The sequence below is a fragment of the Bradyrhizobium sp. 35 genome, assembly GCF_023073215.1.
Lineage (GTDB): Bacteria > Pseudomonadota > Alphaproteobacteria > Rhizobiales > Xanthobacteraceae > Bradyrhizobium > Bradyrhizobium canariense_D.
On the sequence record NZ_JADPJC010000017.1, the window covers coordinates 55,154 to 77,886 of the forward strand.

General features: G+C 63.9%; 24 protein-coding genes. 14 read left to right on the top strand and 10 right to left on the bottom strand.

What is annotated here, in order from left to right; translation table 11 throughout:
• Window positions 1-133: 133 nt before the first annotated feature.
• The 3 genes from IVB36_RS02560 (at window position 134) to IVB36_RS02570 (ending at window position 2,347) form a co-directional block, all read left to right on the top strand.
• Window positions 134-1,237 (top strand): anhydro-N-acetylmuramic acid kinase, encoded by a 1,104-nt coding sequence (locus IVB36_RS02560; RefSeq protein WP_247390510.1) that lies wholly within the window; start codon window positions 134-136, stop codon window positions 1,235-1,237.
• A 98-nt stretch (window positions 1,238-1,335) separates the two neighbouring features.
• Entirely contained in the window at window positions 1,336-2,013 is a 678-nt protein-coding gene (locus IVB36_RS02565; protein WP_247390512.1) for a glutathione S-transferase family protein, read from the top strand.
• A 10-nt stretch (window positions 2,014-2,023) separates the two neighbouring features.
• On the top strand, window positions 2,024-2,347 hold the full coding sequence (locus IVB36_RS02570; RefSeq protein ID WP_247390515.1) for a multidrug efflux SMR transporter: 324 nt from the start codon (window positions 2,024-2,026) through the stop codon (window positions 2,345-2,347).
• On the opposite strand, the gene IVB36_RS02575 is transcribed toward IVB36_RS02570, so the two are convergent.
• Both IVB36_RS02575 and IVB36_RS02580 read right to left on the bottom strand, forming a co-directional pair.
• Window positions 2,344-2,856 carry a DUF1697 domain-containing protein gene (locus tag IVB36_RS02575; RefSeq protein ID WP_247390517.1) on the bottom strand — a complete coding sequence of 171 codons (513 nt, stop codon included), beginning with the start codon at window positions 2,854-2,856 and terminating at the stop codon, window positions 2,344-2,346. The two genes, IVB36_RS02570 and IVB36_RS02575, sit on opposite strands and share 4 nt — an antisense overlap.
• A gap of 7 nt (window positions 2,857-2,863) precedes the next feature.
• Window positions 2,864-3,511, bottom strand: a complete 648-nt coding sequence (locus IVB36_RS02580; protein ID WP_007591562.1) for an alpha/beta hydrolase — start codon at window positions 3,509-3,511, stop codon at window positions 2,864-2,866.
• Between the two features lie 344 nt (window positions 3,512-3,855).
• Between IVB36_RS02580 and IVB36_RS02585 the strand changes: the two genes are divergently transcribed.
• The 8 genes from IVB36_RS02585 (at window position 3,856) to IVB36_RS02620 (ending at window position 11,456) form a co-directional block, all read left to right on the top strand.
• Window positions 3,856-4,995, top strand: a complete 1,140-nt coding sequence (locus IVB36_RS02585) for a cysteine desulfurase family protein (RefSeq protein WP_247390520.1) — start codon at window positions 3,856-3,858, stop codon at window positions 4,993-4,995.
• A gap of 116 nt (window positions 4,996-5,111) precedes the next feature.
• Window positions 5,112-6,608, top strand: a complete 1,497-nt coding sequence (gene sufB / locus IVB36_RS02590; protein WP_007609805.1) for a Fe-S cluster assembly protein SufB — start codon at window positions 5,112-5,114, stop codon at window positions 6,606-6,608.
• Window positions 6,609-6,670: 62 nt separating this feature from the next.
• Window positions 6,671-7,423, top strand: coding sequence for a Fe-S cluster assembly ATPase SufC (gene sufC, locus IVB36_RS02595; protein WP_007609807.1), 753 nt, complete (start codon window positions 6,671-6,673; stop codon window positions 7,421-7,423).
• A gap of 11 nt (window positions 7,424-7,434) precedes the next feature.
• Window positions 7,435-8,739 carry a Fe-S cluster assembly protein SufD gene (gene sufD / locus IVB36_RS02600; RefSeq protein ID WP_018454452.1) on the top strand — a complete coding sequence of 435 codons (1,305 nt, stop codon included), beginning with the start codon at window positions 7,435-7,437 and terminating at the stop codon, window positions 8,737-8,739.
• A complete protein-coding gene (locus IVB36_RS02605) occupies window positions 8,736-9,983 on the top strand; it encodes a cysteine desulfurase (protein ID WP_018454451.1) in 1,248 nt (415 codons plus the stop codon). The genes sufD and IVB36_RS02605 overlap by 4 nt, the downstream gene beginning before the upstream one ends.
• Window positions 9,980-10,351: an SUF system Fe-S cluster assembly protein gene (locus IVB36_RS02610; RefSeq protein WP_007591551.1), complete on the top strand. Its 372-nt coding sequence runs from the start codon at window positions 9,980-9,982 to the stop codon at window positions 10,349-10,351. The genes IVB36_RS02605 and IVB36_RS02610 overlap by 4 nt, the downstream gene beginning before the upstream one ends.
• 74 nt (window positions 10,352-10,425) lie before the next feature.
• On the top strand, window positions 10,426-10,836 hold the full coding sequence (locus IVB36_RS02615; RefSeq protein ID WP_007609828.1) for an iron-sulfur cluster assembly accessory protein: 411 nt from the start codon (window positions 10,426-10,428) through the stop codon (window positions 10,834-10,836).
• Between the two features lie 179 nt (window positions 10,837-11,015).
• Complete coding sequence (locus IVB36_RS02620; RefSeq protein WP_204511095.1) at window positions 11,016-11,456, top strand: TfoX/Sxy family protein; 441 nt, start codon at window positions 11,016-11,018, stop codon at window positions 11,454-11,456.
• A 60-nt stretch (window positions 11,457-11,516) separates the two neighbouring features.
• On the opposite strand, the gene fabA is transcribed toward IVB36_RS02620, so the two are convergent.
• The 4 genes from fabA to IVB36_RS02640 all read right to left on the bottom strand — a co-directional run bounded on the left by fabA (window position 11,517) and on the right by IVB36_RS02640 (window position 16,238).
• The gene (gene fabA, locus IVB36_RS02625; RefSeq protein WP_085353496.1) at window positions 11,517-12,047 is read right to left on the bottom strand and encodes a bifunctional 3-hydroxydecanoyl-ACP dehydratase/trans-2-decenoyl-ACP isomerase; all 531 of its coding nucleotides are present in this window, start codon (window positions 12,045-12,047) and stop codon (window positions 11,517-11,519) included.
• A 105-nt stretch (window positions 12,048-12,152) separates the two neighbouring features.
• Window positions 12,153-13,220, bottom strand: a complete 1,068-nt coding sequence (locus tag IVB36_RS02630; RefSeq protein WP_247390523.1) for a GGDEF domain-containing protein — start codon at window positions 13,218-13,220, stop codon at window positions 12,153-12,155.
• A gap of 166 nt (window positions 13,221-13,386) precedes the next feature.
• On the bottom strand, window positions 13,387-14,973 hold the full coding sequence (locus IVB36_RS02635; protein WP_247390525.1) for a DEAD/DEAH box helicase: 1,587 nt from the start codon (window positions 14,971-14,973) through the stop codon (window positions 13,387-13,389).
• Between the two features lie 299 nt (window positions 14,974-15,272).
• Window positions 15,273-16,238 (bottom strand): AraC family transcriptional regulator, encoded by a 966-nt coding sequence (locus IVB36_RS02640; protein WP_247390740.1) that lies wholly within the window; start codon window positions 16,236-16,238, stop codon window positions 15,273-15,275.
• 208 nt (window positions 16,239-16,446) lie between these two features.
• Between IVB36_RS02640 and IVB36_RS02645 the strand changes: the two genes are divergently transcribed.
• Window positions 16,447-17,961 carry a caspase family protein gene (locus IVB36_RS02645; RefSeq protein ID WP_247390527.1) on the top strand — a complete coding sequence of 505 codons (1,515 nt, stop codon included), beginning with the start codon at window positions 16,447-16,449 and terminating at the stop codon, window positions 17,959-17,961.
• 135 nt (window positions 17,962-18,096) lie between these two features.
• On the opposite strand, the gene IVB36_RS40075 is transcribed toward IVB36_RS02645, so the two are convergent.
• Window positions 18,097-18,231: a hypothetical protein gene (locus tag IVB36_RS40075; protein WP_007591544.1), complete on the bottom strand. Its 135-nt coding sequence runs from the start codon at window positions 18,229-18,231 to the stop codon at window positions 18,097-18,099.
• Between the two features lie 119 nt (window positions 18,232-18,350).
• Between IVB36_RS40075 and IVB36_RS02650 the strand changes: the two genes are divergently transcribed.
• Both IVB36_RS02650 and IVB36_RS02655 read left to right on the top strand, forming a co-directional pair.
• Window positions 18,351-19,607: an FAD-dependent oxidoreductase gene (locus IVB36_RS02650; protein WP_083926369.1), complete on the top strand. Its 1,257-nt coding sequence runs from the start codon at window positions 18,351-18,353 to the stop codon at window positions 19,605-19,607.
• 179 nt (window positions 19,608-19,786) lie between these two features.
• A complete protein-coding gene (locus IVB36_RS02655) occupies window positions 19,787-20,557 on the top strand; it encodes an outer membrane beta-barrel protein (RefSeq protein WP_204511099.1) in 771 nt (256 codons plus the stop codon).
• Between the two features lie 107 nt (window positions 20,558-20,664).
• On the opposite strand, the gene IVB36_RS02660 is transcribed toward IVB36_RS02655, so the two are convergent.
• From IVB36_RS02660 to IVB36_RS02670, 3 genes are all read right to left on the bottom strand, one after another.
• Window positions 20,665-21,435 (bottom strand): glucose 1-dehydrogenase, encoded by a 771-nt coding sequence (locus IVB36_RS02660; RefSeq protein ID WP_018454440.1) that lies wholly within the window; start codon window positions 21,433-21,435, stop codon window positions 20,665-20,667.
• Window positions 21,436-21,455: 20 nt separating this feature from the next.
• A complete protein-coding gene (locus tag IVB36_RS02665) occupies window positions 21,456-21,641 on the bottom strand; it encodes a hypothetical protein (protein WP_007609848.1) in 186 nt (61 codons plus the stop codon).
• Between the two features lie 221 nt (window positions 21,642-21,862).
• Window positions 21,863-22,645, bottom strand: coding sequence for an outer membrane beta-barrel protein (locus IVB36_RS02670; protein WP_018454438.1), 783 nt, complete (start codon window positions 22,643-22,645; stop codon window positions 21,863-21,865).
• Between the last annotated feature and the right edge of the window lie 88 nt (window positions 22,646-22,733).

Genomic DNA, 22,733 nt, shown 5'->3' on the forward strand with positions numbered 1-22,733 from the left:
TGTTTTGGGAGCAATTTAAGGGTCATCCGTGGGAACTCGGTTGCTGCCCGCTACTTTGGCCTGTGGCATTATAAGATGTGTCCCTCTGGCACAAGATCGGCATGCCGGAAGGGTCTCTTGAGGACGCTGATCCATGATGTTGACGACACTCGGTTTGATGAGCGGCACCTCGCTGGACGGGGTGGATGTTGCGCTGATCGAAACCGACGGAAAGCAGGTGAAGGCATTCGGGCCGTCCGGCTACCGGCCGTATAGCCCGGCGGAGCGCAACCTGCTGCGTCAGGCGCTGAGCGAGGCCGTGCACCTGGCCCAACGCGATGCTAGGCCGGGAGTTCTGGCCGAGGCCGAACGCGCAGTGACGCTCGCGCATGCCGAGGCGGTGGCCGCCTTCGTCGCCCAGAACCGGATGAAGCCGGAAGACATCGACATCGTCGGCTTCCACGGCCAGACCGTGCTGCACCGCCCCGAGAAGCGGCTGACGGTGCAGATCGGCGACGCACCGGCGCTGGCCAGGGCGATCCATATCCCCGTGATGCATGATTTTCGCGCCGCCGACGTCGAGGCCGGCGGGCAGGGCGCGCCATTAGTGCCGGTTTATCACCGCGCGCTCGCCCATTCGCTGGAGCGCGAAGGGCCGATCATCGTGGTCAATATCGGCGGCGTCTCCAACATCACCTATATCGACGGCAACGACACGCTGATCGCCTGCGACACCGGACCCGGCAACGCGTTGCTCGACGATTTCATGTACCGCACCATGAATCAGGCGTTCGACGCGGACGGAAAGCTCGCAGCCCTCGGCAAGGCGGACGAGGCCTGGATCGCGCGGGCGCTGCAGCTGCCGTTCTTCGCAAGCCCGCCGCCGAAATCGCTCGACCGCAACGATTTTGCCGCGCTGAAGCTCGGCGATGTCCTGCCGGCCGACGGCGCCGCAACGCTGACCGCCTTCACCGCGGCGGCCATCGCCCGCGTCATCCCGCTGCTGCCACGCAGGCCGCGGAGCTGGATCGTCTGCGGCGGCGGCGCCCGCAACCGGACCATGCTCCAGATGCTGCGGGAGCGCGTTGGGTCCGCCACTGTCGAGGCCGCGGAGGCAGTCGGCTGGGCCTCCGACGCCATCGAGGCGCAGGCCTTCGGCTTCCTCGCCGCGCGCGGCCTGAAGGGCCTGCCGCTGTCGTATCCCGGGACCACGGGCGTGCCGATGCCGATGACGGGCGGGGTGATCGCGCGGCCTTGAGATCATAGGCGGGATGATGCAGATGCATTGATCTTGACAGGTAGATGCACATGCATCTATCTTTGATGCAGTTGCATCTAACCGTCGGGATTCTCGCCATGACCGCTTCACTGAAACTGATCAGCCACAAGCTTTGCCCCTATGTGCAGCGCGCGGTGATCGCGCTCAACGAGAAGGGCGTGCCGTTCGAGCGGGTCGACATCGATCTCGCCAATAAGCCCGACTGGTTTCTCAAACTGTCGCCGCTCGGCAAGGTGCCGGTGCTGGTCGTGACGAGCGAGAAGGGCGAGGTCGCGCTGTTCGAGAGCAACGTGATCTGCGAGTACATCGAGGAGACGCAAGGCGGCGTGAGACTGCATCCGGCGGATGACTTGGAGCGTGCCGAGCACCGGGCGTGGATGGAGTTCGGTTCAGCAGTGCTCGCCGATCTCTGGGGCCTGGAGACCACGACCGATGCGGCGACGTTCGAGAGCAAGCGCCAGGCGCTGATGGTGAAGTTCGCCCGGGTCGAAGCGGCGCTCGGTGCCGGTCCTTATTTTGCTGGCGAAGCGTTCAGTCTCGTCGACGCCGTGTTCGCCCCCGTCTTCCGCTACTTCGATCTGTTCGACGAGCTGACCGACCACGGCATTTTCCGCGATGTGCCGAAGGTCCGCGCATGGCGCGCCGAACTGGCGAAGCGTCCGAGCGTCCGTACTGCGGTGGGCGCGGACTATCCGCAATTGCTGCGCGCCTTCCTCGTGCGCCACGACGCGCATCTGCTCAAGCTTGCGGCCTGAGCCCACGCCGATGTCGCAATCCATGGCCTGGCTGATGCTGGTGATCGCAGGCGCACTCGATGTCGGTTGGGCGATCTCGATGAAATATGCGGAAGGCTACACGCGCGCTGGCTGGAGCGTCGTTTCGCTCGTGCTGCTCGTCGCCTTCGTTGTCCTGCTCGGGCGTGCCTTGAAGGTGCTCGAGGTCGGCGTCGCCTATTCGGTCTGGACCGGCATCGGCGCCGCCGGCACCTTCGTCATGGGAGTGGTGCTGTTCGGCGAGGCGCTGAGCGCGATGAAGATCGCGGGGATCGTGCTGGTGCTGACGGGGATCGCGGCGCTCAAGCTGGCCTAGAGCTCTGCGGCCATTTTCGCGAGCGTCGCGATCGTTTTCATGTTGCGCGCGGTGCCGGTCTTGGCGGCGGGGATGACCAGCTTCGACGTGCCCATGCCGTCGCCGTAATGCACGTAGATCTCGCGGCCGCCGAGGCGGACCTCCTCCTTGTTCTGGCCGCGAATGCCGGCAAGCGCATCCGCTGGCGGCGCCTTGTCGAGGAAGATCGCGACGGTACGGTTGGGCGCGGCCTTTGGAAACGGATTATCGGCCAAGACCTGCGCCATCTCGGCGGCGCTGCGCACGAGCACGCCGACCGGCGCGCCGGCATAGGCGTGCAACCGCTTTTCGAGTGCGGTCTTGATCGCAGATTGCGACTTGCGGCTTGTGAAGACGACGTTGCCGCTTGCAATATAGGTGCGCACGGCGGCGTAGCCGAGCTCCTCGCACATGGCCTTCAGTTCGCTCATCGGCAATTTGCCGGTGCCGCCGACATTCACGGCACGCAACAATGCGATGAACGCGCCCACGGAAAGCTCAGCGCACGTTGGCGAGGCGCATGTCGAGATAGGCGGTAATGGTTTCCATCAGCGGCTCGAGCTTGGCGTCGAAGAAGTGGTTGGCGCCCGGGATGACCTGCTGGTCGATCACGATGCCCTTCTGGGTCTTCAGCTTCTCGACCAGCGTGTTGACGTCCTTGGGCGGCACCACCGCGTCCTTCTCGCCATGCACGATCAGCCCCGAGGACGGGCAGGGCGCGAGGAACGAGAAGTCGTAGAGGTTGGCGGGCGGCGCGATCGAGATGAAGCCCTCGACTTCGGGGCGGCGCATCAGCAGCTGCATGCCGATCCAGGCGCCGAAGGAGAAGCCGGCAACCCAGCAGGCGCGCGCTTCGGGATTGATGGTCTGCGCCCAATCGAGCGCCGCGGCCGCGTCCGACAATTCGCCAGTGCCGTGGTCGAACGAGCCCTGGCTGCGGCCGACGCCGCGGAAATTGAACCGCAGCACCGAGAAGCCGCGATGCGCGAACGCATAGTAGCACTGGTAGATGATCTGATGATTCATCGTGCCGTGGAACTGCGGATGCGGATGCAGGACCATCGCGATCGGCGCGTTCTTCTGCTTGGCCGGATGGTAGCGGCCTTCGAGACGGCCGGCGGGGCCGGTGAAAATAACTTCAGGCATGATGATCTCTTGATTGATCCCTTGAAGACGCTCTTCAACAATCAACCGATTGTGCGGATTTCTTCGGCTGCTGGGCCGATCAAACCGCGATTGGAAGGGTGGAGCGGCGCCCTCGGATGATGCGCGAGCGGCGCGCGGCGAACTGACGCGCGCGTTCTAACATGAGGCGAGGGTCAAAAAGCAAGCATCTTGAACATCCCGCAATCGGCTCAAGACGTTAGCGTGTCATGGCCGTCATCGCGCGAAGGCGATTGGGAATCGAGATTGCCAAGCGCTGCCCGGGGGCCCATGTCGGGTACCAGTGCGGGCGAAGCAGCCTGGTCCGAATGGTAACATAACACGTCATGCCGAGCCGCATCTATCTCGACTGGAATGCGACCACGCCGCTTCGCGCCGAGGCCCGAAGCGCGATGCTCGCAGCCTCCGAGCTCATCGGCAATCCGTCCTCGGTTCATGCCGAGGGGCGCGAGGCGCGGCGCCTTGTCGAGGACGCGCGGGCCCTGCTTGCGACCTCCGTCGGCGCGCTGCCGCGGAACGCGGTTTTTACCTCCACGGGAACCGAAGCCAACGCGCTGGCGCTGTCACCGGGCCTTCGAGGGCCCTCTGGCGGGCCTGTCGAGCGGCTTCTGGTCTCGGCCGTCGAGCATGCTTCGGTGCTGGCGGGCGGCCGGTTCCCGACCGATCAGATCGGTCAGATCAGGGTCACGCGCTCCGGCGTGATCGACCTCGACCATTTGAAGGCGCTGCTCGGCGACGGCCCGCCGGCGCTGGTCTCCATCATGGCGGCCAACAACGAGACGGGCGCGCTGCAGCCCATCGCCGAGGCCGCGGGAATCGTTCACGGGGCTGGCGGCCTGCTGCACGTCGACGCAATCCAGGCGTTTGGAAAAATCTCATTTGATATCAAAGTGATCGGCGCAGACCTTGCGACCTTTTCTGCACACAAGATCGGCGGCCCCAAGGGGGTCGGCGCGCTGGTCGTGGCCGAGGGCGTGGCCGGACTTGAGCCGTTGCTCCGAGGCGGCGGGCAGGAGCTCAACCGGCGCGCCGGAACCGAGAATGTCGCCGGTATTGCCGGCTTCGGCGCAGCGGTGCGGGTCGCCCTTCAGGCTTTGCCCGAGGATGCGGAGCGGATGGCAAGCCTAAGAGATCGCTTGGAAAATGGCATTCGCTCCATGGCGGGTGCAACGGTCTTCTCAAGTGATGTTGGGCGGTTACCTAACACCGTTCTTTTCACGGCTCCCGGGTTGAAAGCCGAGACGGCGGTGATCGGTTTCGACCTCGAAGGTGTCGCGGTGTCCTCGGGATCTGCCTGTTCCTCGGGCAAGGTGCAGCCGTCCCACGTGTTGTCGGCAATGGGGTATGATCCGACCGTCGCCCAAGGAGCGGTGCGTCTCAGTCTGGGCTGGTCCACGGAGCCGGATGACATCAACAGGGCGTTAGAGGCTTGGCGAAAGCTCGGTAATACCCTACTTAAGGGATAAGCGATGAAACACGCCTTGAACGGTTCTAAGCGCGTGCGTCCCGCCAAGAAACATCGTAATAGTCGTCCGAGTTTGATGATCCACCGCGGTCCTTGAAACCGCGAGCGGAGGATAGAATGCCAGCCGTGCAAGAGACGGTCGAGCGCGTGAAGCGCATCGACGTCGATCAGTATCGTTATGGGTTTGAGACCCTGATCGAGTCCGACAAGGCCCCCAAGGGGCTGTCGGAAGAGACCGTCAAGTTCATCTCCGAGAAGAAAAACGAACCCGCCTGGATGCTCCAGTGGCGGCTCGAGGCCTATCGGCGCTGGCTGACCATGACCGAACCGACCTGGGCCCGCGTCGACTATCCCAAGATCGACTTCCAGGACCTTTATTATTATTCGGCCCCGAAGCCGAAGAAGACGATCACCTCGCTCGACGAGATCGATCCGGAGATCCTCAAGACCTACGAAAAGCTCGGCATCCCCTTGCGGGAAGTCGCCATGCTCGAAGGCGTCGAGCCGAAGCCCGGCGAGGAAGACCCCAACAGGCGCAAGATCGCGGTCGACGCGGTGTTCGATTCGGTCTCGGTTGCGACCACCTTCAAGGCCGAGCTGAAGAAGGCCGGCGTGATCTTCATGCCGATCTCGGAGGCGATCCGCGAGCATCCCGAGCTGGTGCAGAAATATCTGGGATCCGTGGTGCCGACGTCGGACAATTTCTACGCAACGCTGAACTCGGCGGTGTTCTCGGACGGCTCGTTCGTTTACGTGCCGCCGGGCGTGCGCTGCCCGATGGAACTGTCCACCTACTTCCGCATCAACGAGCGCAACACTGGCCAGTTCGAGCGCACGCTGATCATTGCCGACAAGGGCTCCTACGTCTCTTATCTCGAGGGCTGCACCGCGCCGCAGCGCGACGAGAACCAGCTGCACGCGGCCGTGGTCGAACTCGTCACGCACGACGACGCCGAGATCAAATATTCGACGGTGCAGAACTGGTATCCCGGCAATTCGGAAGGCAAAGGCGGCATCTACAATTTCGTCACCAAGCGTGGTGACTGCCGCGGCAACAATTCCAAGATCTCCTGGACCCAGGTCGAGACAGGTTCGGCGATCACCTGGAAGTATCCGAGCTGCATCCTGCGGGGCGACAATTCGCGTGGTGAATTCTATTCGATCGCGATCTCGAATGGCTATCAGCAGGTCGACAGCGGCACCAAGATGATCCATCTCGGCAAGAACACGTCGAGCCGTATCATCTCCAAGGGCATCGCCGCCGGCAGATCGCAGAACACCTATCGCGGCCTCGTGACGGCGCATCGCAAGGCGACCGGCGCGCGCAACTTCACCGCCTGCGATTCGCTGTTGATCGGCGACAAATGCGGCGCGCACACCGTGCCCTACATCGAAGCCAAGAACTCGTCGGCGACGTTCGAGCACGAGGCCACCACGTCCAAGATCTCCGAGGACGTGCTGTTCTACTGCATCCAGCGCGGCCTCACGCAGGAGGAGGCGGTCGGCCTCGTCGTCAACGGCTTCGTCAAGGACGTGCTGCAGCAACTGCCGATGGAATTCGCGGTGGAAGCGCAGAAGCTGATCTCGATCTCGCTTGAAGGATCGGTCGGCTAGCGCCGGCCCTCGCGGCGCGCGTCGCGCGCCCTATGCATCATTTGAATAAACTGGACACCAAGATGGCTTTGCTTGAAGTGAAAGACCTCAAGGTTCGTGTCGAGGAGCGTGAGATCCTCCATGGGTTGACGCTGACCGTGAACGAGGGCGAGATCCACGCGATCATGGGGCCGAACGGCTCCGGCAAATCGACGCTGTCCCACGTCATCGCCGGCAAGCCTGGTTACGAGGTCACCGACGGCGAGATCCTGTTCAAGGGCGAAGACCTGCTCGCGATGGCGCCCAACGAACGGGCCGCCAAGGGCGTGTTCCTGGCGTTCCAGTATCCGGTCGAGATCCCCGGCGTCTCCACCATGAATTTCCTGCGCACCGCGCTGAACGCGCAGCGCAAGGCGCGCGGCGAGGGCGAATATTCGACGCCCGACTTTTTGAAGAAAGTCCGCGAAGTCTCGAAGTCGCTGAACATCCCGCAGGACATGCTCAAGCGCGGTGTCAATGTCGGCTTCTCCGGCGGCGAGAAGAAGCGCAATGAGGTGCTGCAGATGGCGCTGTTCGAGCCGAGCCTGTGCATCCTCGACGAGATGGATTCCGGCCTCGACATCGACGCGCTGCGCATTGCAGCCGACGGCGTCAACGCGCTGCATTCGCCCAAGCGCGCGATGGTCGTCATCACCCATTATCAGCGGCTGCTGAACTATATCGTGCCTGACGTCGTGCACGTGATGTCAAAAGGCCGTGTCGTGAAGAGCGGTGGCAAGGAACTGGCGCTGGAGCTGGAAGCGTCCGGCTACGCCCAGTTCGAGGACGCCGCGTAAGGAATTTTGAGATGAACGTTGCTGTGGCAAAGACCGGAAACGGCCGCGCGGTGAGCGATCTCTTCGCCAGCGCCGAAAGCCGGCTGCCAGGTTCGCCTTCCGTGATCGCGGTACGCCGCGAGGCGTTCGAGACCTATGAGCGTCTCGGCCTGCCGCACCGCCGGATCGAGGAGTGGAAGTACACCGATCTGCGCGCGCTGGTCGGCGAGGTACTGCCGCTCGCGGCTGCGCCCGATGCGACTGCGTTGAAGCGCGCCGCGGACGCGGTGAAAGCACATGCGATCGCCGGCGCCCGCAAGCTGGTGCTGGTCGACGGTGTGTTCGCTCCCGATCTCTCCGACGTCAAGGCGCTCGCCTCCGAGGCGAGCTTTAAGACGTTGCGGGAGACGCTGGAGAAGGATTCCGGTCTGTTAAGGACCGCGGCCATCGATGCGGTGATCGCGCTGAACGCGGCGATGGCGACCGACGGTGTCGTGCTTGATATCGCCGACGGCACGCAGCTGTCCGCGCCGATCCAGATCATCCACATCGCGGTTGCATCTTCCGCGTCGGCTTTCACCCGCTCGCAGGTTGCGGTCGGGAAGGGCGCTCGTGCCACCATCATCGAGAGCTTTGTCGCGGCCGGCGCCAAGGCTTACCAGGTCAACGATGCCGTCATCCTCTCGGTTGGCGATAATGCCGACATCGCGCATATCCGTCTGATGGACGATTCGCCGGATGCGGTGAACATCACCTCGCAGTTCGTCACGGTCGGTGCGAATACAAAGCTCAACTTCTTCAACATGACGACCGGCGCGGCAGTCAGCCGCCTGCAAGGCTTCATCACGCTGGCAGGCGAGGGCAGCGAGCTCTCGGTCAACGGCGTGAACCTGTTGCAGAAGACCGAACACGGCGACACCACGCTGGTGGTCGACCATGCCGTGCCGAACTGCGTCAGCCGAGAAGTTTTCCGCGCCGTGATCGACGATCGCGCCCATTCGGTGTTCCAGGGCCGCATCATCGTTCGTCCCGATGCGCAGAAGACCGACGGCAAGATGATGATCCGCGCGCTGCTGCTCTCGGATGAGGCGGAAGCCGACAACAAGCCCGAGCTCGAGATCTTTGCGGACGACGTCTCCTGCGGTCACGGCGCCACCGCCGGTGCGCTGGACGACAGTCTGCTGTTCTATCTGAAGGCGCGCGGCCTGCCGGAGAAGCAGGCCCAGGCGCTGCTGATCCAGGCCTTCGTCGGCGAGGCGATCGAGCAGATCGCCGACGATGATCTGCGCGAGCACGTGATCGGCATTGCCGAGCGCTGGCTGGAGCGGCGCCAATGAGCACGCATCCGGCAGTCAAGAACGGCTCTTACGACGTTGCGCGCGTGCGCCAGGATTTTCCGGCGCTGGCCATGCAGATCTACGGCAAGCCGCTGGTCTATCTCGACAACGCCGCATCTGCGCAGAAGCCGAGCGCCGTGCTCGATCGCATGACGCAGGCCTACACCTCCGAATATGCCAACGTGCACCGCGGCCTGCATTATCTCGCCAACGCCGCGACCGAAGCCTATGAGGGCGGCCGCACCAAGGTGGCGCAGTTCATCAACGCGCCGCGGACCGAGGAAGTGATCTTCACCCGCAACGCGACCGAGGCGATCAACCTCGTCGCCTCGTCCTGGGGCGAGCCGAACATCAAAGCAGGCGACGAGATCGTCATTTCGATCATGGAGCACCACTCCAACATCGTGCCCTGGCATTTCCTCAGGGAACGCCATGGTGCCGTGATCAAATGGGCGCCGGTCGACGACGAGGGCAATTTCCTCATCGACGAATTCGAAAAGCTGCTGACGTCGAAGACCAAGCTGGTCGCGATCACGCAGATGTCGAACGCGCTTGGCACCATCGTCCCGGTCAAGGACGTTGTGAAGATCGCCCACGCCCGCGGCATTCCCGTGCTGGTCGACGGCAGCCAGGGCGCGGTGCATATCCCAGTCGACGTCCAGGACCTCGGCTGCGACTTCTATGTCTTCACCGGCCACAAGGTCTACGGGCCGACCGGCATCGGCGTGCTCTGGGCCAAGTACGACCACCTGGTCGCGATGCGCCCCTATAACGGCGGCGGCGAAATGATCCGCGAGGTCTCGCGCGACATCGTCACCTACGGCGATCCCCCGCACAAATTCGAGGCCGGCACGCCGGCGATCGTCGAGGCCGTCGGGCTCGGCGCCGCGATCGACTACGTCAATTCGATCGGCAAGGAGCGCATCGCCGCGCACGAGCACGATCTCGTCACCTACGCCCAGGATAAGCTGCGCGAGATCAACTCGCTGCGGCTGATCGGCACGGCGCGGGGCAAGGGCCCGGTGATCTCCTTCGAACTCAAGGGCGCGCACGCCCACGACGTCGCCACCGTGATCGACCGCCAGGGCATCGCGGTGCGCGCCGGCACCCATTGCGTGATGCCGCTTTTAGAGCGGTTCAACGTCACAGCCACGTGCCGGGCGTCGTTCGGCATGTATAATACGCGGGAAGAAGTCGATCATCTGGCACAGGCGCTGTTGAAGGCGCGGGATTTGTTCGCATGAGTGACACGGCCGAAATCAAAGCCAATCCGATGGAAACCCAGTCGGCGCTGCCGCCTGAGGAGACCGAGCGTCTCACCACCGAGATCATCGCCGGGCTCAAGACCGTGTTCGACCCGGAAATCCCGGCTGATATCTACGAGCTCGGCCTGATCTACAAGGTCGAGATCAAGGACGATCGTTCCGTCGATGTGCAAATGACGCTGACGACACCGAATTGCCCGGCCGCCGGCGAGCTGCCGACCATGGTCGAGAACGCGGTCGCCAGCGTCCCCGGCGTCGGCGTGGTCGACGTCAAGGTGGTCTGGGAGCCGGCCTGGACGCCGGAACGCATGAGCGACGAGGCCCGCCTCGTGCTCAACATGTGGTGACGCGTAACCTCGGCTTTAGATCCTTGTTAGATCCTTGGCATTGAATTCGCTCGGCAACGGACCACATCATTGACATGACACAGATATCGTCGGGCTCGACACCAGCATCCACTCCAAAGCCGAGGCGGCCCCGCCCGCAGGTCATGCGGCTGACGGACGCTGCCGCCCAGCGCATCAGCGAGCTGACCCAGCGGGCCGATTCCGAGATCGTTGGCCTGCGCGTCGGCGTCAAGAACGGCGGCTGTGCCGGACAGTCCTACACCGTCGAATACGCCCATGATGTCCGGCCGACCGACGAGGTCGTCGAGGACAAGGGCGTCAAGATCCTGGTCGATCCCAAGGCCGTGCTGTTCCTGCTCGGCACCGAGATGGACTACAAGGCCGACAAGATGCAGGCCCAGTTCGTTTTCAATAACCCCAACCAGATCTCCGCCTGCGGCTGTGGCGAGTCGGTCGAGCTGCGTCCGGCGCAGATCGACGGGTAGTCCGTTTCTCGCAAATCACTCCGCTGTCGTCCTGGCGAAGGCCAGGATCCATACCGCGTGATCTCGCGGTGATCGTCGGTGCCAATACCGACGCTGGCACGACTGGCAGTCTTCGCTAAACTCCCTCCCGTGGAATGTCCTGGCTTTCGCCAGGACGACCGTGCGGAAATAGTTCAGCCATGGACCGCGAATTTCTGATCGACCTGTTCGCCGATTTCGGCCCCGTCGCCATCCGGAAAATGTTCTCCGGCTACGGCATCTCCGCCGACGGCGTCAACTTCGCGCTGGCCTTGCGCGCCGGCCTGTTTTTTCGCGCTGACGAGATGACCATCCCGGATTTTGAGGCGGAAGGCTCGAAGCCGTTCCAATACTCGACCCGCGCCAAGACCGTGGTGGTGAACTCCTATTGGGAGCTGCCGGCCCGCCTGTTCGACGATTCCGCGGAACTCGCGCAATGGGCGAGGGCCGCGCTTGCTGCTGCCCAGCGCGCCAAGGTGAAGAAGCCGCCCAAGGTGAAGAAGGCGGCGAAGAAGGTTGCGAAGAAGCCCGTTGCAACGAAGCGGCCGACCAAGAAGAAAACAATGCGCAGGGCGGGCAAAGCGAAGCGTGCCCTCCGCTGAGGTGCTGGTGTGGGAGATGATGGGCATGGCGCTGAGCGCCTTTGCCCACCCGATGGGACTTCACTCCACGGCCTTGGTCAGACCAACCCGCATGTCCCTGGCGGTGAAGACGCAGACGCCGTCGGCCAGCACGCGACCGTCGGCAATTCCGAGCACCAGCTTGCCGCGCCGGACCATCCTCATGGAGACCTCGTAGCGCACGCGTTGCGCGTTCGGTGTGACCTCGCCCGTGCACGCGACTTCGCCGACGCCGATGGCGCGGCCCTTGCCCGGCGAGCCCGACCATCCCAGCCAGTAGCCGACCATCTGCCACATGGCATCCAAACCCAGAGACGCTGGCATCGTGGCATCGCCGTGATAGTGGCAATCGAAGAACCAATGGCCCGGCGCGATGTCGAGCTCGCCGACGATATGGCCCTTGCCGAACTCTCCGCCATCCAGGCTGATCTCCGTGATGCGGTCCATCATCAGCATCGGCGGCGCTGGCAATTGCGCATTGCCCGGCCCGAAATAGCCGCCCTCGCTCGATCTCAGCAGCTCGTCCCTGGTGTAGGACGGTTGCGGTGAGTGAAAATCATGCGGATTGGGCAAGACGACAAGTCCTCCGGATCTTCGCAGTCGGACGCCTCAAGACGGCGAGGGAGATGTCGTTCGTCGGGTCAGAATGTCAAGCGCTGGCGGTGCGCGGCTTCGGCGTCACGCCACCCGGTTATGGGTCTCGACCGTGAATTCCGGATCGGCCTCGCAGATCACGCGGTTGCGGCCGTTGCGTTTGGCGGCGTACAGGCAGGCATCCGCGCGTTCGATCAGCGCATCGGTGTCGTCACCCTGCTTGAGCATGGAGACGCCGACGGAGATGGTGACCCGGCCAAGGATTTCGCCGGTGGACTTCTTCTTTAGTTCCTTCGCCATCACCGCGCGGCGGATGTGATCGGCCACCGTGAGGGCCTGGCGCAGCGCGGTGTTGGGCAGCACGACCGCGAATTCCTCGCCGCCATAGCGGGCGGTGATGTCCTGGCCCTTGATGGTCTGCTTCAGCGACAGGCCGACCAGCCGCAGCACCTGGTCGCCGGTGAGATGGCCGTAGGAATCGTTGAACGACTTGAAATGATCGATGTCGACCAGCAGCAGCGACAGCGGCTCGCCGGAGGCGAGCGCGCCTTGCACGGCCATGTCGATCATGCGATCGAAATATTTGCGGTTGCCGAGCCCCGTCAGCGGATCGGTCAGGCTCTCGGCGCGGATCGCCTCCAGGCTCTGCTGGAGGTTGCTGATCTCGCTCCTCGAGAGCGTCAGCCGGTCTTCCAGCGCCTTGTTGGTCTCGCGCATCTCGCTGGTCGAATGCAGCAGCGTCTCGACGATCGACTTGATCTGCTCGCGGCTTTCGGCCGATGACAGCTTTTTGGTCGCGTCCGACAGGCTCGCATCGTAGGAGCCGGTCATCGCGAGCGCGTCGCCGAGAACCTTTATGACGTCGTCGATCTCGCCGATGACGCGCGCGCCGACCTTGTCGATGCGCTCGGTGGTCTTGATGTGGGAGAGGTAGGTCTCGTAGATGTGATCGAGATCGGCTTCGGTCAGCTTGCCGCTTCGCGCCAGCGTCTCGTTGATGATCTTGTTGAGCGGGGCGTTGTAGCCGGTGGCGTAGACGTACCAGATCTCGTAATTGCGGGGAATTGCCGGCTGCCGTAGCGATCGGATCTGACCGAGCGCTACCTGGGCGAACGCCATCGTGCGTTCGTGTTCGTCGAGCACCTTGACCACGGAACATACCCCACAGCGATCGGCGTGCCGACGACCGCAGCAATACTTAAATTATGTTCGTAGGCTAACGGACGATCGTGAACGCCCCGTAAATATACGTCCACGAATGCATCCGAAAAAGTGCGCGCCGGCTTGGTTTCAACCAAAGCCGGGCGCGCATCGTGCTTCAGGCGCCGGCGGGGGAGCGAACCGGACGCAGCAGAAATGCCGGCAGATGCGAGTGGTCACCCGGCTCGCTGTCGGCTTCGCGTTGGCGGCGCGGCTCGGGACGGCCGATCGACGGCACATGCGACGGATTGGCCTGCTGGCGCGCACCGTCACGCGGCTCGGATGATGGCCTGGCTTCACGCGGGGCGCTTGCTTCACGCGGTGGTCTTGCTTCACGCGAAGGCCTTGCTTCACGCGGAGGCCTTGCCTCGCGCGCGGGCCTTGCCTCGCGCGCGGGCCTTGCTTCGGAAGCGGGCCTTGCTTCGGCCGAAGGCTGTGCCTCGCCACGCGGTTCGCGCGGCTCGTGGCTGCGCTCACGATCGCGGCCGCGCTGCGGCTTGCCGCGTCCGCCGCGTGACCGTTCACGGCCGCGCTGCTCGCGCGGACGCTCGCTCGCGTCGGAAGCATCGGTGCGGACTTCGAAATCGCCTTCGGCGCGTGGAATGCTCTGGCCGATCAGCTTCTCGATCGCCACCATCGACTTCTGGTCGAGCGGCGTGACGAGCGAGATCGCCATGCCGGACCGACCTGCGCGACCGGTGCGGCCGACGCGGTGGACATAATCGTCGGGATGGTGAGGAACGTCGAAATTGAAGACGTGGCTGACCTCGGGGATGTCGAGGCCGCGGGCGGCGACGTCGGATGCGACCAGCAGGGGCAGCTCGCCCTTGCGGAACTGCTCGAGTGCCGCCGTGCGGGCCGACTGGTCCATGTCGCCGTGCAGCGCGCCGACGCTGAAGCCGTGCTTTTGCAGCGATTTGTGAACGACGGCGACCTCGCGCTTGCGATTGCAGAAGATGATCGCGTTCTGGAGATCCTTGGCCTCGCGCAGCAATCGGCGAAGCAGCTCGCGCTTCTCGTGCGCCTCGCGCCCGGCCGGGACCTGACACTGCGTAACGGTGACAGCGGTGGTGGCGGGCTTCGATACCTCGATCTTCTGCGGATTGTGCAGGAAGGTTTCGGTGATGCGCCGGATCTCCGGCGGCATGGTCGCGGTGAAGAACAGGGTCTGCCGCGTGAACGGGACGAGCTTGCAGACGCGCTCGATGTCGGGAATGAAGCCCATGTCCAGCATGCGGTCGGCTTCGTCGATGACGAGCAGCTCGACGCCGGTGAGCAGCAGGCCGCCGCGCTCCGTGTGGTCGAGCAGGCGGCCGGGAGTGGCGATCAGCACGTCGACGCCGCGCGTCAGCTTGGCATCCTGGTCGCCGAAGGAAACGCCGCCGATCAGGAGGGCGACGTTGAGTTTCTGACCCGCGCCGTAGCGGTCGAAGTTTTCCTTCACCTGCGCCGCGAGTTCGCGGGTCGGCTCAAGGATCAGGGTGCGCGGCATGCGCGCCCGGGCGCGACCCATTTCAAGGATGGTAAGCATCGGCAGCACGAAGGCCGCGGTCTTGCCGGTGCCGGTCTGGGCGATGCCGAGCACGTCCTTGCGAGCGAGGACGTGAGGGATCGCCTGTTCCTGAATGGGGGTGGGGGTGGTGTAACCGGTGGCCGCCACTGCGGCGAGGACTTTTTCGGATAGTCCGAGATGGGTAAAAGACATTGAGCCTCTGGTCGAAACCGCCGTTCGGATTCGAGGGTAATAAGGCTGTCGCGTTCCACCCCAAAACGGCGCGCTCTCAAAGAAGCTGGGGGTGCTGACTCACGCGAACAAAGCGCCAAGCTCAGGAATCGCTCTTCGATACCGAGCCGCGTCGACCCGGAACATAGGCGGGAATCGGCCAAAGTCAATGGAGCGGGCGCGGGAAGGCCCTAAAAAACCTGAGGTTTTCGCCCAAATAGCGGGCGCGGCTGCGGTTTTCCGCCCAATCAGGTGATCGGCCGGAGCTGCTCAAACGCCGGCTAACGCCCGTCCGGCCCTCGGGCGCGAAAGTCGCCGGGGGCCATCCCGTAGGCGGCGTTGAAGACCCGGTAATAGGTCGCGAGGCTGTCGAAACCGCAGGCGGCCGCGATGTCGGCGATCAACCGGTCCGGGGCTTCGCGCATCAGGCGGCGGCTCTGGTTCAGGCGTTCGTCCGTCACGGTTTGCGAGAAACTCCTGGCGGTACTTTCGAACAGCATATGCAGGTGACGCACGGAGACGCCGAGCAGGTCGGCCACCATGGTTGGCGCGAGATTTGGGTCTTGCAGGTGACGCGCGATCAGGCGCCGTGCCTGCGAGAGCCGGGCGGTCCGCAACGCTGCCTGCCCGAGGCGGCTGCCGGGCCGCAGGATGCCGCGCTCGACCAGCGCCAGATGGGCTAACGCCTGGACGAGGGTAGCGGCATCGGCGGCGCCGTCATCACCCGGGGCAACCGTACCGAGATCGGCGAAGCAGGCGTCGAGCAGGGGCTTCAAGCCGGGATCGTCGAACGTCCGGGGCGCAAGCTCGCGCATGCGCTTGTCCTGCGTGGAGAGGCCGCTCAGCGGGACTTTCAGGATCCGCAGGTGGAAGCCCCCCGTGCTCAGCGGCGCGGCGCGATAGGGCTGGTCGGTATGGCTGGTGGCGAAGCTGCCATTGGCGATCGTGAATTCGCTGCCGCGCATGCCGCCGAACCAGCCGCCGCTGCCGAGCTGCTGGTAGACGCAGAGGCTGTCGCCCGGCGCGTCTGCGATGTCGGTCACGCTGCGCTCGACCGTGTAATGGGAGGCCTTCAGCTCGACGAAGCCGGCTCCGCCGAGCTGGCGCAGCGAGAATTCGCCGAAGAAGTCCGCGCGGCGTTCGCGCTCGAGTTCGACGGTGATGCCGAACAGGCCCTTGGCGCGCACCTCGCGCCAAAAGTCGAATCGGTCGTGCGGCTCGACCTCGTCGGTGCACCAGCGATACACGGCGGCCCCCACTCCAGCGGAATTGCCCACAAGAATTGACCGAGAAAAAGCAAATTCCGGTGGCATCTACCATAGGCTAGACGACAGACCTGAGTCCTCAGGGCTGTTGAACCAGCGATGTGGCTGGGCCGACTATCACATCAACGACGCGGTTCCCATGAACCGCTGTTCGAAGGAACCGGCATTGGCCGTTCTTGAGGGATTTTCGATGACGCGTCGGCTTTTCAGGGTCCTGGCAGCGCTTGGCCTCGCGGCCAGCCTTAGCGGTTTCGCGCTTCCCGCCTGTGCCGAGAAGCGCGTCGCGCTCGTCGTCGGCAACAACGACTACAGGAACGTTCCGAAGCTGCTCAAGGCGGTCAACGACGCCCGCACCATGGGCGATACGCTGAAGCAGCTCGGATTCTCGGTGATGGTCGCCGAAAACCAGAGCCGGCAGCAGTTTTCGGAGACGCTGCTCGCGTTCGATCGGACGATCGAGCCCGGCGACACCGCGTTCTTCTTCTATGCCGGCCACGGCTTCGAAATCGCAGGCCAGAACTATCTGCTGCCCACGGACGTGCCGGCGGCGACGGAAGGGCAGGAAGAGCTGGTGCGTGACGCCTCAATTCTGGCCGATCGCATCGTCGAGCGCCTCCAGAACAAGAAGGCGCGAACCTCGATCCTGGTGTTCGATGCCTGCCGCAACAACCCGTTCGAGCGCAAGGGTACCCGCGCCGTCTCCGGTGGCGGCGGGCTTGCCCCGATGGTACAGCTGCCCGAAGGCGTGTTCTCGGTCTTCTCGGCGGGCCCGCGCCAGACCGCGCTCGATCGCCTCTCCAACGATGACGCCAATCCCAATTCGGTGTTCACGCGCACCTTCGCCAAGGAGCTGCTCCAGCCCGGTGAGAACCTGGTGCAAGTGGCGCAGCGTACGCGCCGTCTCGTGAGCGAGATGGCCGACACTGTCAAGCACAGGCAGGTGCCGGTCTATTTCGATCAGATGGTCGATGACGTCTTCCTCAGCGGCATCGCCAAGGATGCCGCCGCGCGCCCGGCCGATCCGCCGGCGCAGAAGCTCGCGGCGCTGCCACCGGTGTCGGTGCCGCGCGTGCCGAAGGAGGAGACCACCAACGCGCCGATCGCGAGCTTCTCGCGTCACAATGGCGGCTGGAGCGTGGTGTTCTCCTTTGCCGATCCGACCCTCGGCGTTTCCTGGCGCATGGCCGGCAACGGCGACTTCCGCGAAACCGGCTTCATCGATACGCTCGACCCGCGCACGCGCAAGAGGATGCCGAACCCGTCGATCGAATTGCCGCCGGACGCGCAGGCCGGCACCATCGAGGTTCGCTATGTCGACCAATCCGGTGACATGCAGGGGCCGTTCCCGATCAGGTTCGATCCCGAAGCCGCGCTGATCCGTGACCAGCGCAAGATCCTGGACATGACCGCGACGAGCTGGCTGTCATTCCGCGAGTTCAACGGGCTGCTGGTCTACTACACGCACCTCGTGTCCTACCGCTGCGCCATCCGCGAGGTGCGCATCGGCATCGATACCGCCGTTCCGAACCAGGTGTTGAAGATGCCGGGCTGCGACATGCGCGATCCCAGTGCGATCAGCGCCGGCATGCCGCTCTCCATGAAGCTCGCGCCGGCAACGCAGTTCATCTCGGTGGAGCTGACCTATCGCGACGGCAGCGTGTCGGAGATCAAGAGCTTCCGCAGCGCGAACCGCAGCAACAACTGAGGTGTCGAGCAGGCCGCGTAGCTATTCGCGGCGCTTCCGGATGAAGCGTTTGAGGGCCTCGATCAAGGACGGGGTCAGCGGGAAGAAAGCGCCCATCGCGATCGAGATGATGACTTGGCGCGGCAGGAGCTTGACCTACTCCTCGTACGGATAACCGTTCTGTTCGATGCGCACCGGCGCAAGCGGCGGCCTGCGCGGTGCGATCATGATCAAGACGAAAAGCACGTTGATCAGGATCCAGACGCCGAGCAGTATGAGGATTGTCTGCACTGCAATTTCCCGAATGAGTCGGAATTGGAGGCAAGGCTAACGGCCATTCACAACCGCAGCAAATGAATCTTGCTTGCTGCACTGCACAGAATGCTTGGCTCGTGAGGGAGGACCCGACCGTGAAACCCGATACGTTGCAGCGTCCCCAGGGCTCCCCGCTGAAGGTGCGGTGTTGCATCGTCGGCGGCGGACCGGCGGGCATGATGCTCGGCTATCTCCTCGGGCGCGCCGGCATCGATGTCGTGGTGCTGGAGAAGCATGCGGATTTCTTCCGCGACTTCCGCGGCGACACCGTGCATCCTTCGACGCTCCAGGTGATGGACGAGCTCGGCCTGATCGACGGATTCCTGAAGCTGCCGCATCAGCGCTTGCAAAAGCTGGACGGCCTGTTCGGCAGTACCCCCGTTCGCATCGCCGATCTCAGCCGCCTCCGCACCAAGTACCCCTTCATCGCCTTCATGCCGCAATGGGATTTCCTGAATTTCCTGCGCGAGGCCGGCCAGCGCTTCGCCTCGCTGCAGGTGATGATGAACACGGAGGCCGTCGATCTGATCCGCCGCGGCGAGACCATCGCCGGCGTGCGGGCGAATACGCCTGACGGTATCGTGGACATCGAAGCTGATCTCACCATCGCATGTGACGGCCGGCATTCGACCGTGCGCCAGCATTCCGGCCTCGAGGTCGAGGAGATCGGCGCGCCAATGGACGTGCTGTGGTTCCGCGTCGGACGCAAGGCGAACGAGACCGAGAACCTGTTCGCGCGCGTCGAGCCCGGCAAGATGATGATCACCTTCGACCGCGGCGACTATTGGCAGTGCGCCTATGTCATCGCCAAGGGACAATACGACGCGGTGAAGGCGAGGGGATTGCAGGCGCTGCTCGACGACGTCGTTCGCATGGCGCCGGTCCTGAAGAGCGGCATAGCCGAGGTGAAGAACTTCGACGATGTCAAGCTGCTCACCGTCGCGATCAACCGCCTGCCGCGCTGGACGCGGCCGGGCCTGCTTCTGATCGGCGACGCCGCACATGCGATGTCGCCGGTCGGCGGTGTCGGCGTCAATCTCGCCGTCCAGGATGCGGTCGCGACCGCAAACCTGCTGGCGGACGAGCTGCAGCGCGGCTGCCCGTCGGAGGACGAACTCGATGCCGTGCGCCGTCGCCGCGAATTCCCGGTGAAGATGACGCAGCGGATGCAGATGATCGTGCAGAACAACATCATCAGCGGCGCCTTGCAGGGCGGCGACCGGCCGCTGAAAGTGCCGCTGGTCCTGCGCCTCATCACCGCGCTGCCGTGGCTCCAGGGCATTCCGGCGCGCCTGCTCGCGCTTGGCGTCCGGCCCGAGCACGTGCAGTCGAAGGCTACGCCGGCACGGTAGCGCAAGGGCCCGGTAGGGATAACGCGGCGTTAAATCGCGCTCGACGCGTTGCCTGCGTGCAACAGCGCAAACGGATTGAAGGCGCGCTGCTTGCCAATCCGACGTCTTAACTGTCTTGATTCAAATTTGAGTAAGACCTGCGTGTGAGCGTGCACCCATCAAAGGACACGGGGTGTACCATGCGTAACAAGTTGATTGCCGCCTTCGCCTGCACGACCGCTCTGATTTCGACCGGCGCCGCTTCCGCCGCCGATCTCGGTGCTCGGCCCTACACAAAGGCGCCGGCCTATATGGAGTCGATGTTCAACTGGACCGGCTTCTATGTCGGCGGCCACATCGGCGGTGCATGGACCAACGAGCAGTTCATCAACAACGGGACCGGCGCACCGTTTGGCGATCTGACCCCGGGGCAGGGCTACCGTCAGCGCAACTCCGGCATCCTGGGCGGCGCCCAGATCGGCTACAATTGGCAGGCCAACAACTACGTGTTCGGTATGGAAGGCACGATCTCGGGCCTCGACAACAAGGGCTCGTTCTTGAACACCGCGTTCGGCGCGGGTGACGACGTGTTCTCCTGGCGCACCAATGTGCTTGCCACCGTCGTCGGTCGCGCGGGCTTCGCCGTGCAGAACAACCTGTTCTACATCAAGGGCGGCTATGCCGGCGTGAACAACCGTCTGTCGGTCACCGATACGGTCGGTCCGGCCACCGGTTCCGGCGGTCAGACCCATTGGGCCAACGGCTGGACCGTCGGTGCCGGCTGGGAATACGGCATCACCCGCAACTGGATCGTCGGCCTCGAGTACAACTACGCAGCCTTCGCCAGCCAGACCTATCAACTCGGCGGCACCTCCGGCAATTACAGCTTCGATGCCAAGCCGCGCGACCTGCAGTGGGCCGTCGTGCGCGCCAGCTACAAGTTCGACGCGCCGGTCATCGCCCGCTACTAAGTGGGTCAACGAACGACCAAGCAGCCATAAAGACGATCACTGCCCAAATTCAAAAGCCCCGGCATTGTCCGGGGCTTCTTTTTTGTGTGCAGATTTATTGGTGCGGCCTACGCCATCACCGAGAACCCGCCATCGACGGGGATCGCGGTGCCGGTGACGAAGTTGGAGGCGGATGAGGCGAGGAACACGGTGATGCCGGCGAAGTCGTCGATGTCGCCCCACCGCCCCGCAGGCGTGCGTGCCAGCACCCGCTCGTGCAATCCCGATACCTGCTGCCGCGCACCGCGGGTCAGGTCGGTGTCGATCCAGCCCGGCAGGATGGCATTGACCTGGATGTTGTCGGGCGCCCACGCATTGGCGCAGGCGCGCGTGTACTGAACGATGCCGCCCTTGCTCGCCGCATAGGCCGTCGCGAAGCTCGCGCCGAAGATCGACATCATCGAGCCGATGTTGATCACCTTGCCGTTGCCGGACGCCTTCAGCGCCGGATAAGCCAGCTTCGAGCACAGGAAGGCGCTGGTGAGATTGGTGTTGATCACCGTGTTCCACTCGTCGAGCTCGAGCTCGTGCGGCGGCTTGCGGATGCTCATGCCGGCATTGTTGATGAGGATGTCGATCCGGCCGAAATCCCTGACGACGCGATCGATCATCGCGGCGATGGCCGCCTTGTCGGTGACGTCGGTGGCAACACTGATCGCCTTCACGCCGCGCTGGCTGAGATCAGCGACGGCGGCGGCGGATTTGGTTTCGTTGCGCCCGACCACGGCGATGTTGGCGCCGGCATCGGCGAGGCCACGGGCCATTCCGAGCCCGATGCCGCCATTGCCTCCCGTGACAATCGCGACCTTGCCGCGGAGATCGAACCGACTGGTTGTCATGCTGCTATTCCCTGGTTCTTCTATTGGTTGCTCTGCCAGATCAGCACCAGCCCGAAGCCGGCCATGGCTGCGCCATAGCCGGCCCATTGCAGCTGGTTGACCATGAAGCTCGATCGCGGCCACGCGACGGTGCCCGTACCCTGTCCGATCCAGAGCAGCCCGACGGCAAGGGCAAACAGGCCTGCTATCAGCAGAAATCTGCGCATGCATTCCTCCCCGGCGGTTTGCTTCTGTCGTGACGCGACATGACGATTGCCGCGGCCCGAAAACTTGCCGGGAGACTAGCCGTAGCCGTGGTCGGGATACAATGGCCGCTGATGCAGGCCGCAGGGCGGATGCATGTCCATACGCAAGGTCCGCTGAAGCACCGTACAACGAAAAAGCCCCGGACGATGCCGGGGCTTTGACGTCTGAACTTGCGTTCGGATCAGTACTTCGCGACGACCGGACCGGTCCAGTTGAAGCGGTAAACCAGCGAAGTCGAGATCGTCTGGTTCCAGCTGTTGGCGCGAATGCTCTGACCGACCGGGAGGTTACCGGCATCGAACAGGATGTCCTGGGTCTTGGCATTGTAGAAGGCCGAACGGTACTCGGTCTTCATGAACCAGCCGGGCGACTGGATGCCGAAGATGTTCAGGTTGTTCTCAACGCCGCCGCCGATGAACCAGCCATTGCGGTTGTAGCCGTTGAGGTGAACGCCGGCCGGAGCGCCAGCCAAGGTCATGAAGTTGGTGCTGCCGAAGTGGGCGCCGGAGTAACCGCCGTTGACGTAGGAGAGAACGTTCGGAGCGACCAGCCAGCCGAGGCGCACACCAGCGGCCCAGGAGTCTTCCAGCTTCTGGTTGCCGGTGATGCCGAGCAGGGGATCTTGAATGGTAGCACGGATGCTGCCGAACTGACCGTCAGCGAACACGCCGGCGACCCAGGTGCCACTGAACTGCCAGTCGTAGCCGAGACCGACGGTGCCGAACCAGCCCGAGCCACCCTGGCGCTGATCGATCGTCAGGGGAACTGCGCCAACCGTGGTCTGGACGCGCTGGTCAGAGGCCGAGAGGCCGCCGCCGGCGCCGCCGAAGATGTAGAAGCCGGTCCAGTTGGCGACGGGAGCCGCCATCGGGGCCTTCGCGTAGGGACGGGCGCCAAGGTCAGCGGCCGAAGCCGAAGCGGTCATGGCAGCAACCGCGGTCAGTGCGAGCAAAATCTTCTTCATCTTAAAAATCCCCAAGCTTTGGTCTGTCTGGCAGGCGCGAGCGCACTGAAGTCCGTGTGATCTGATGTCCTGGACTATACCTGCTTCT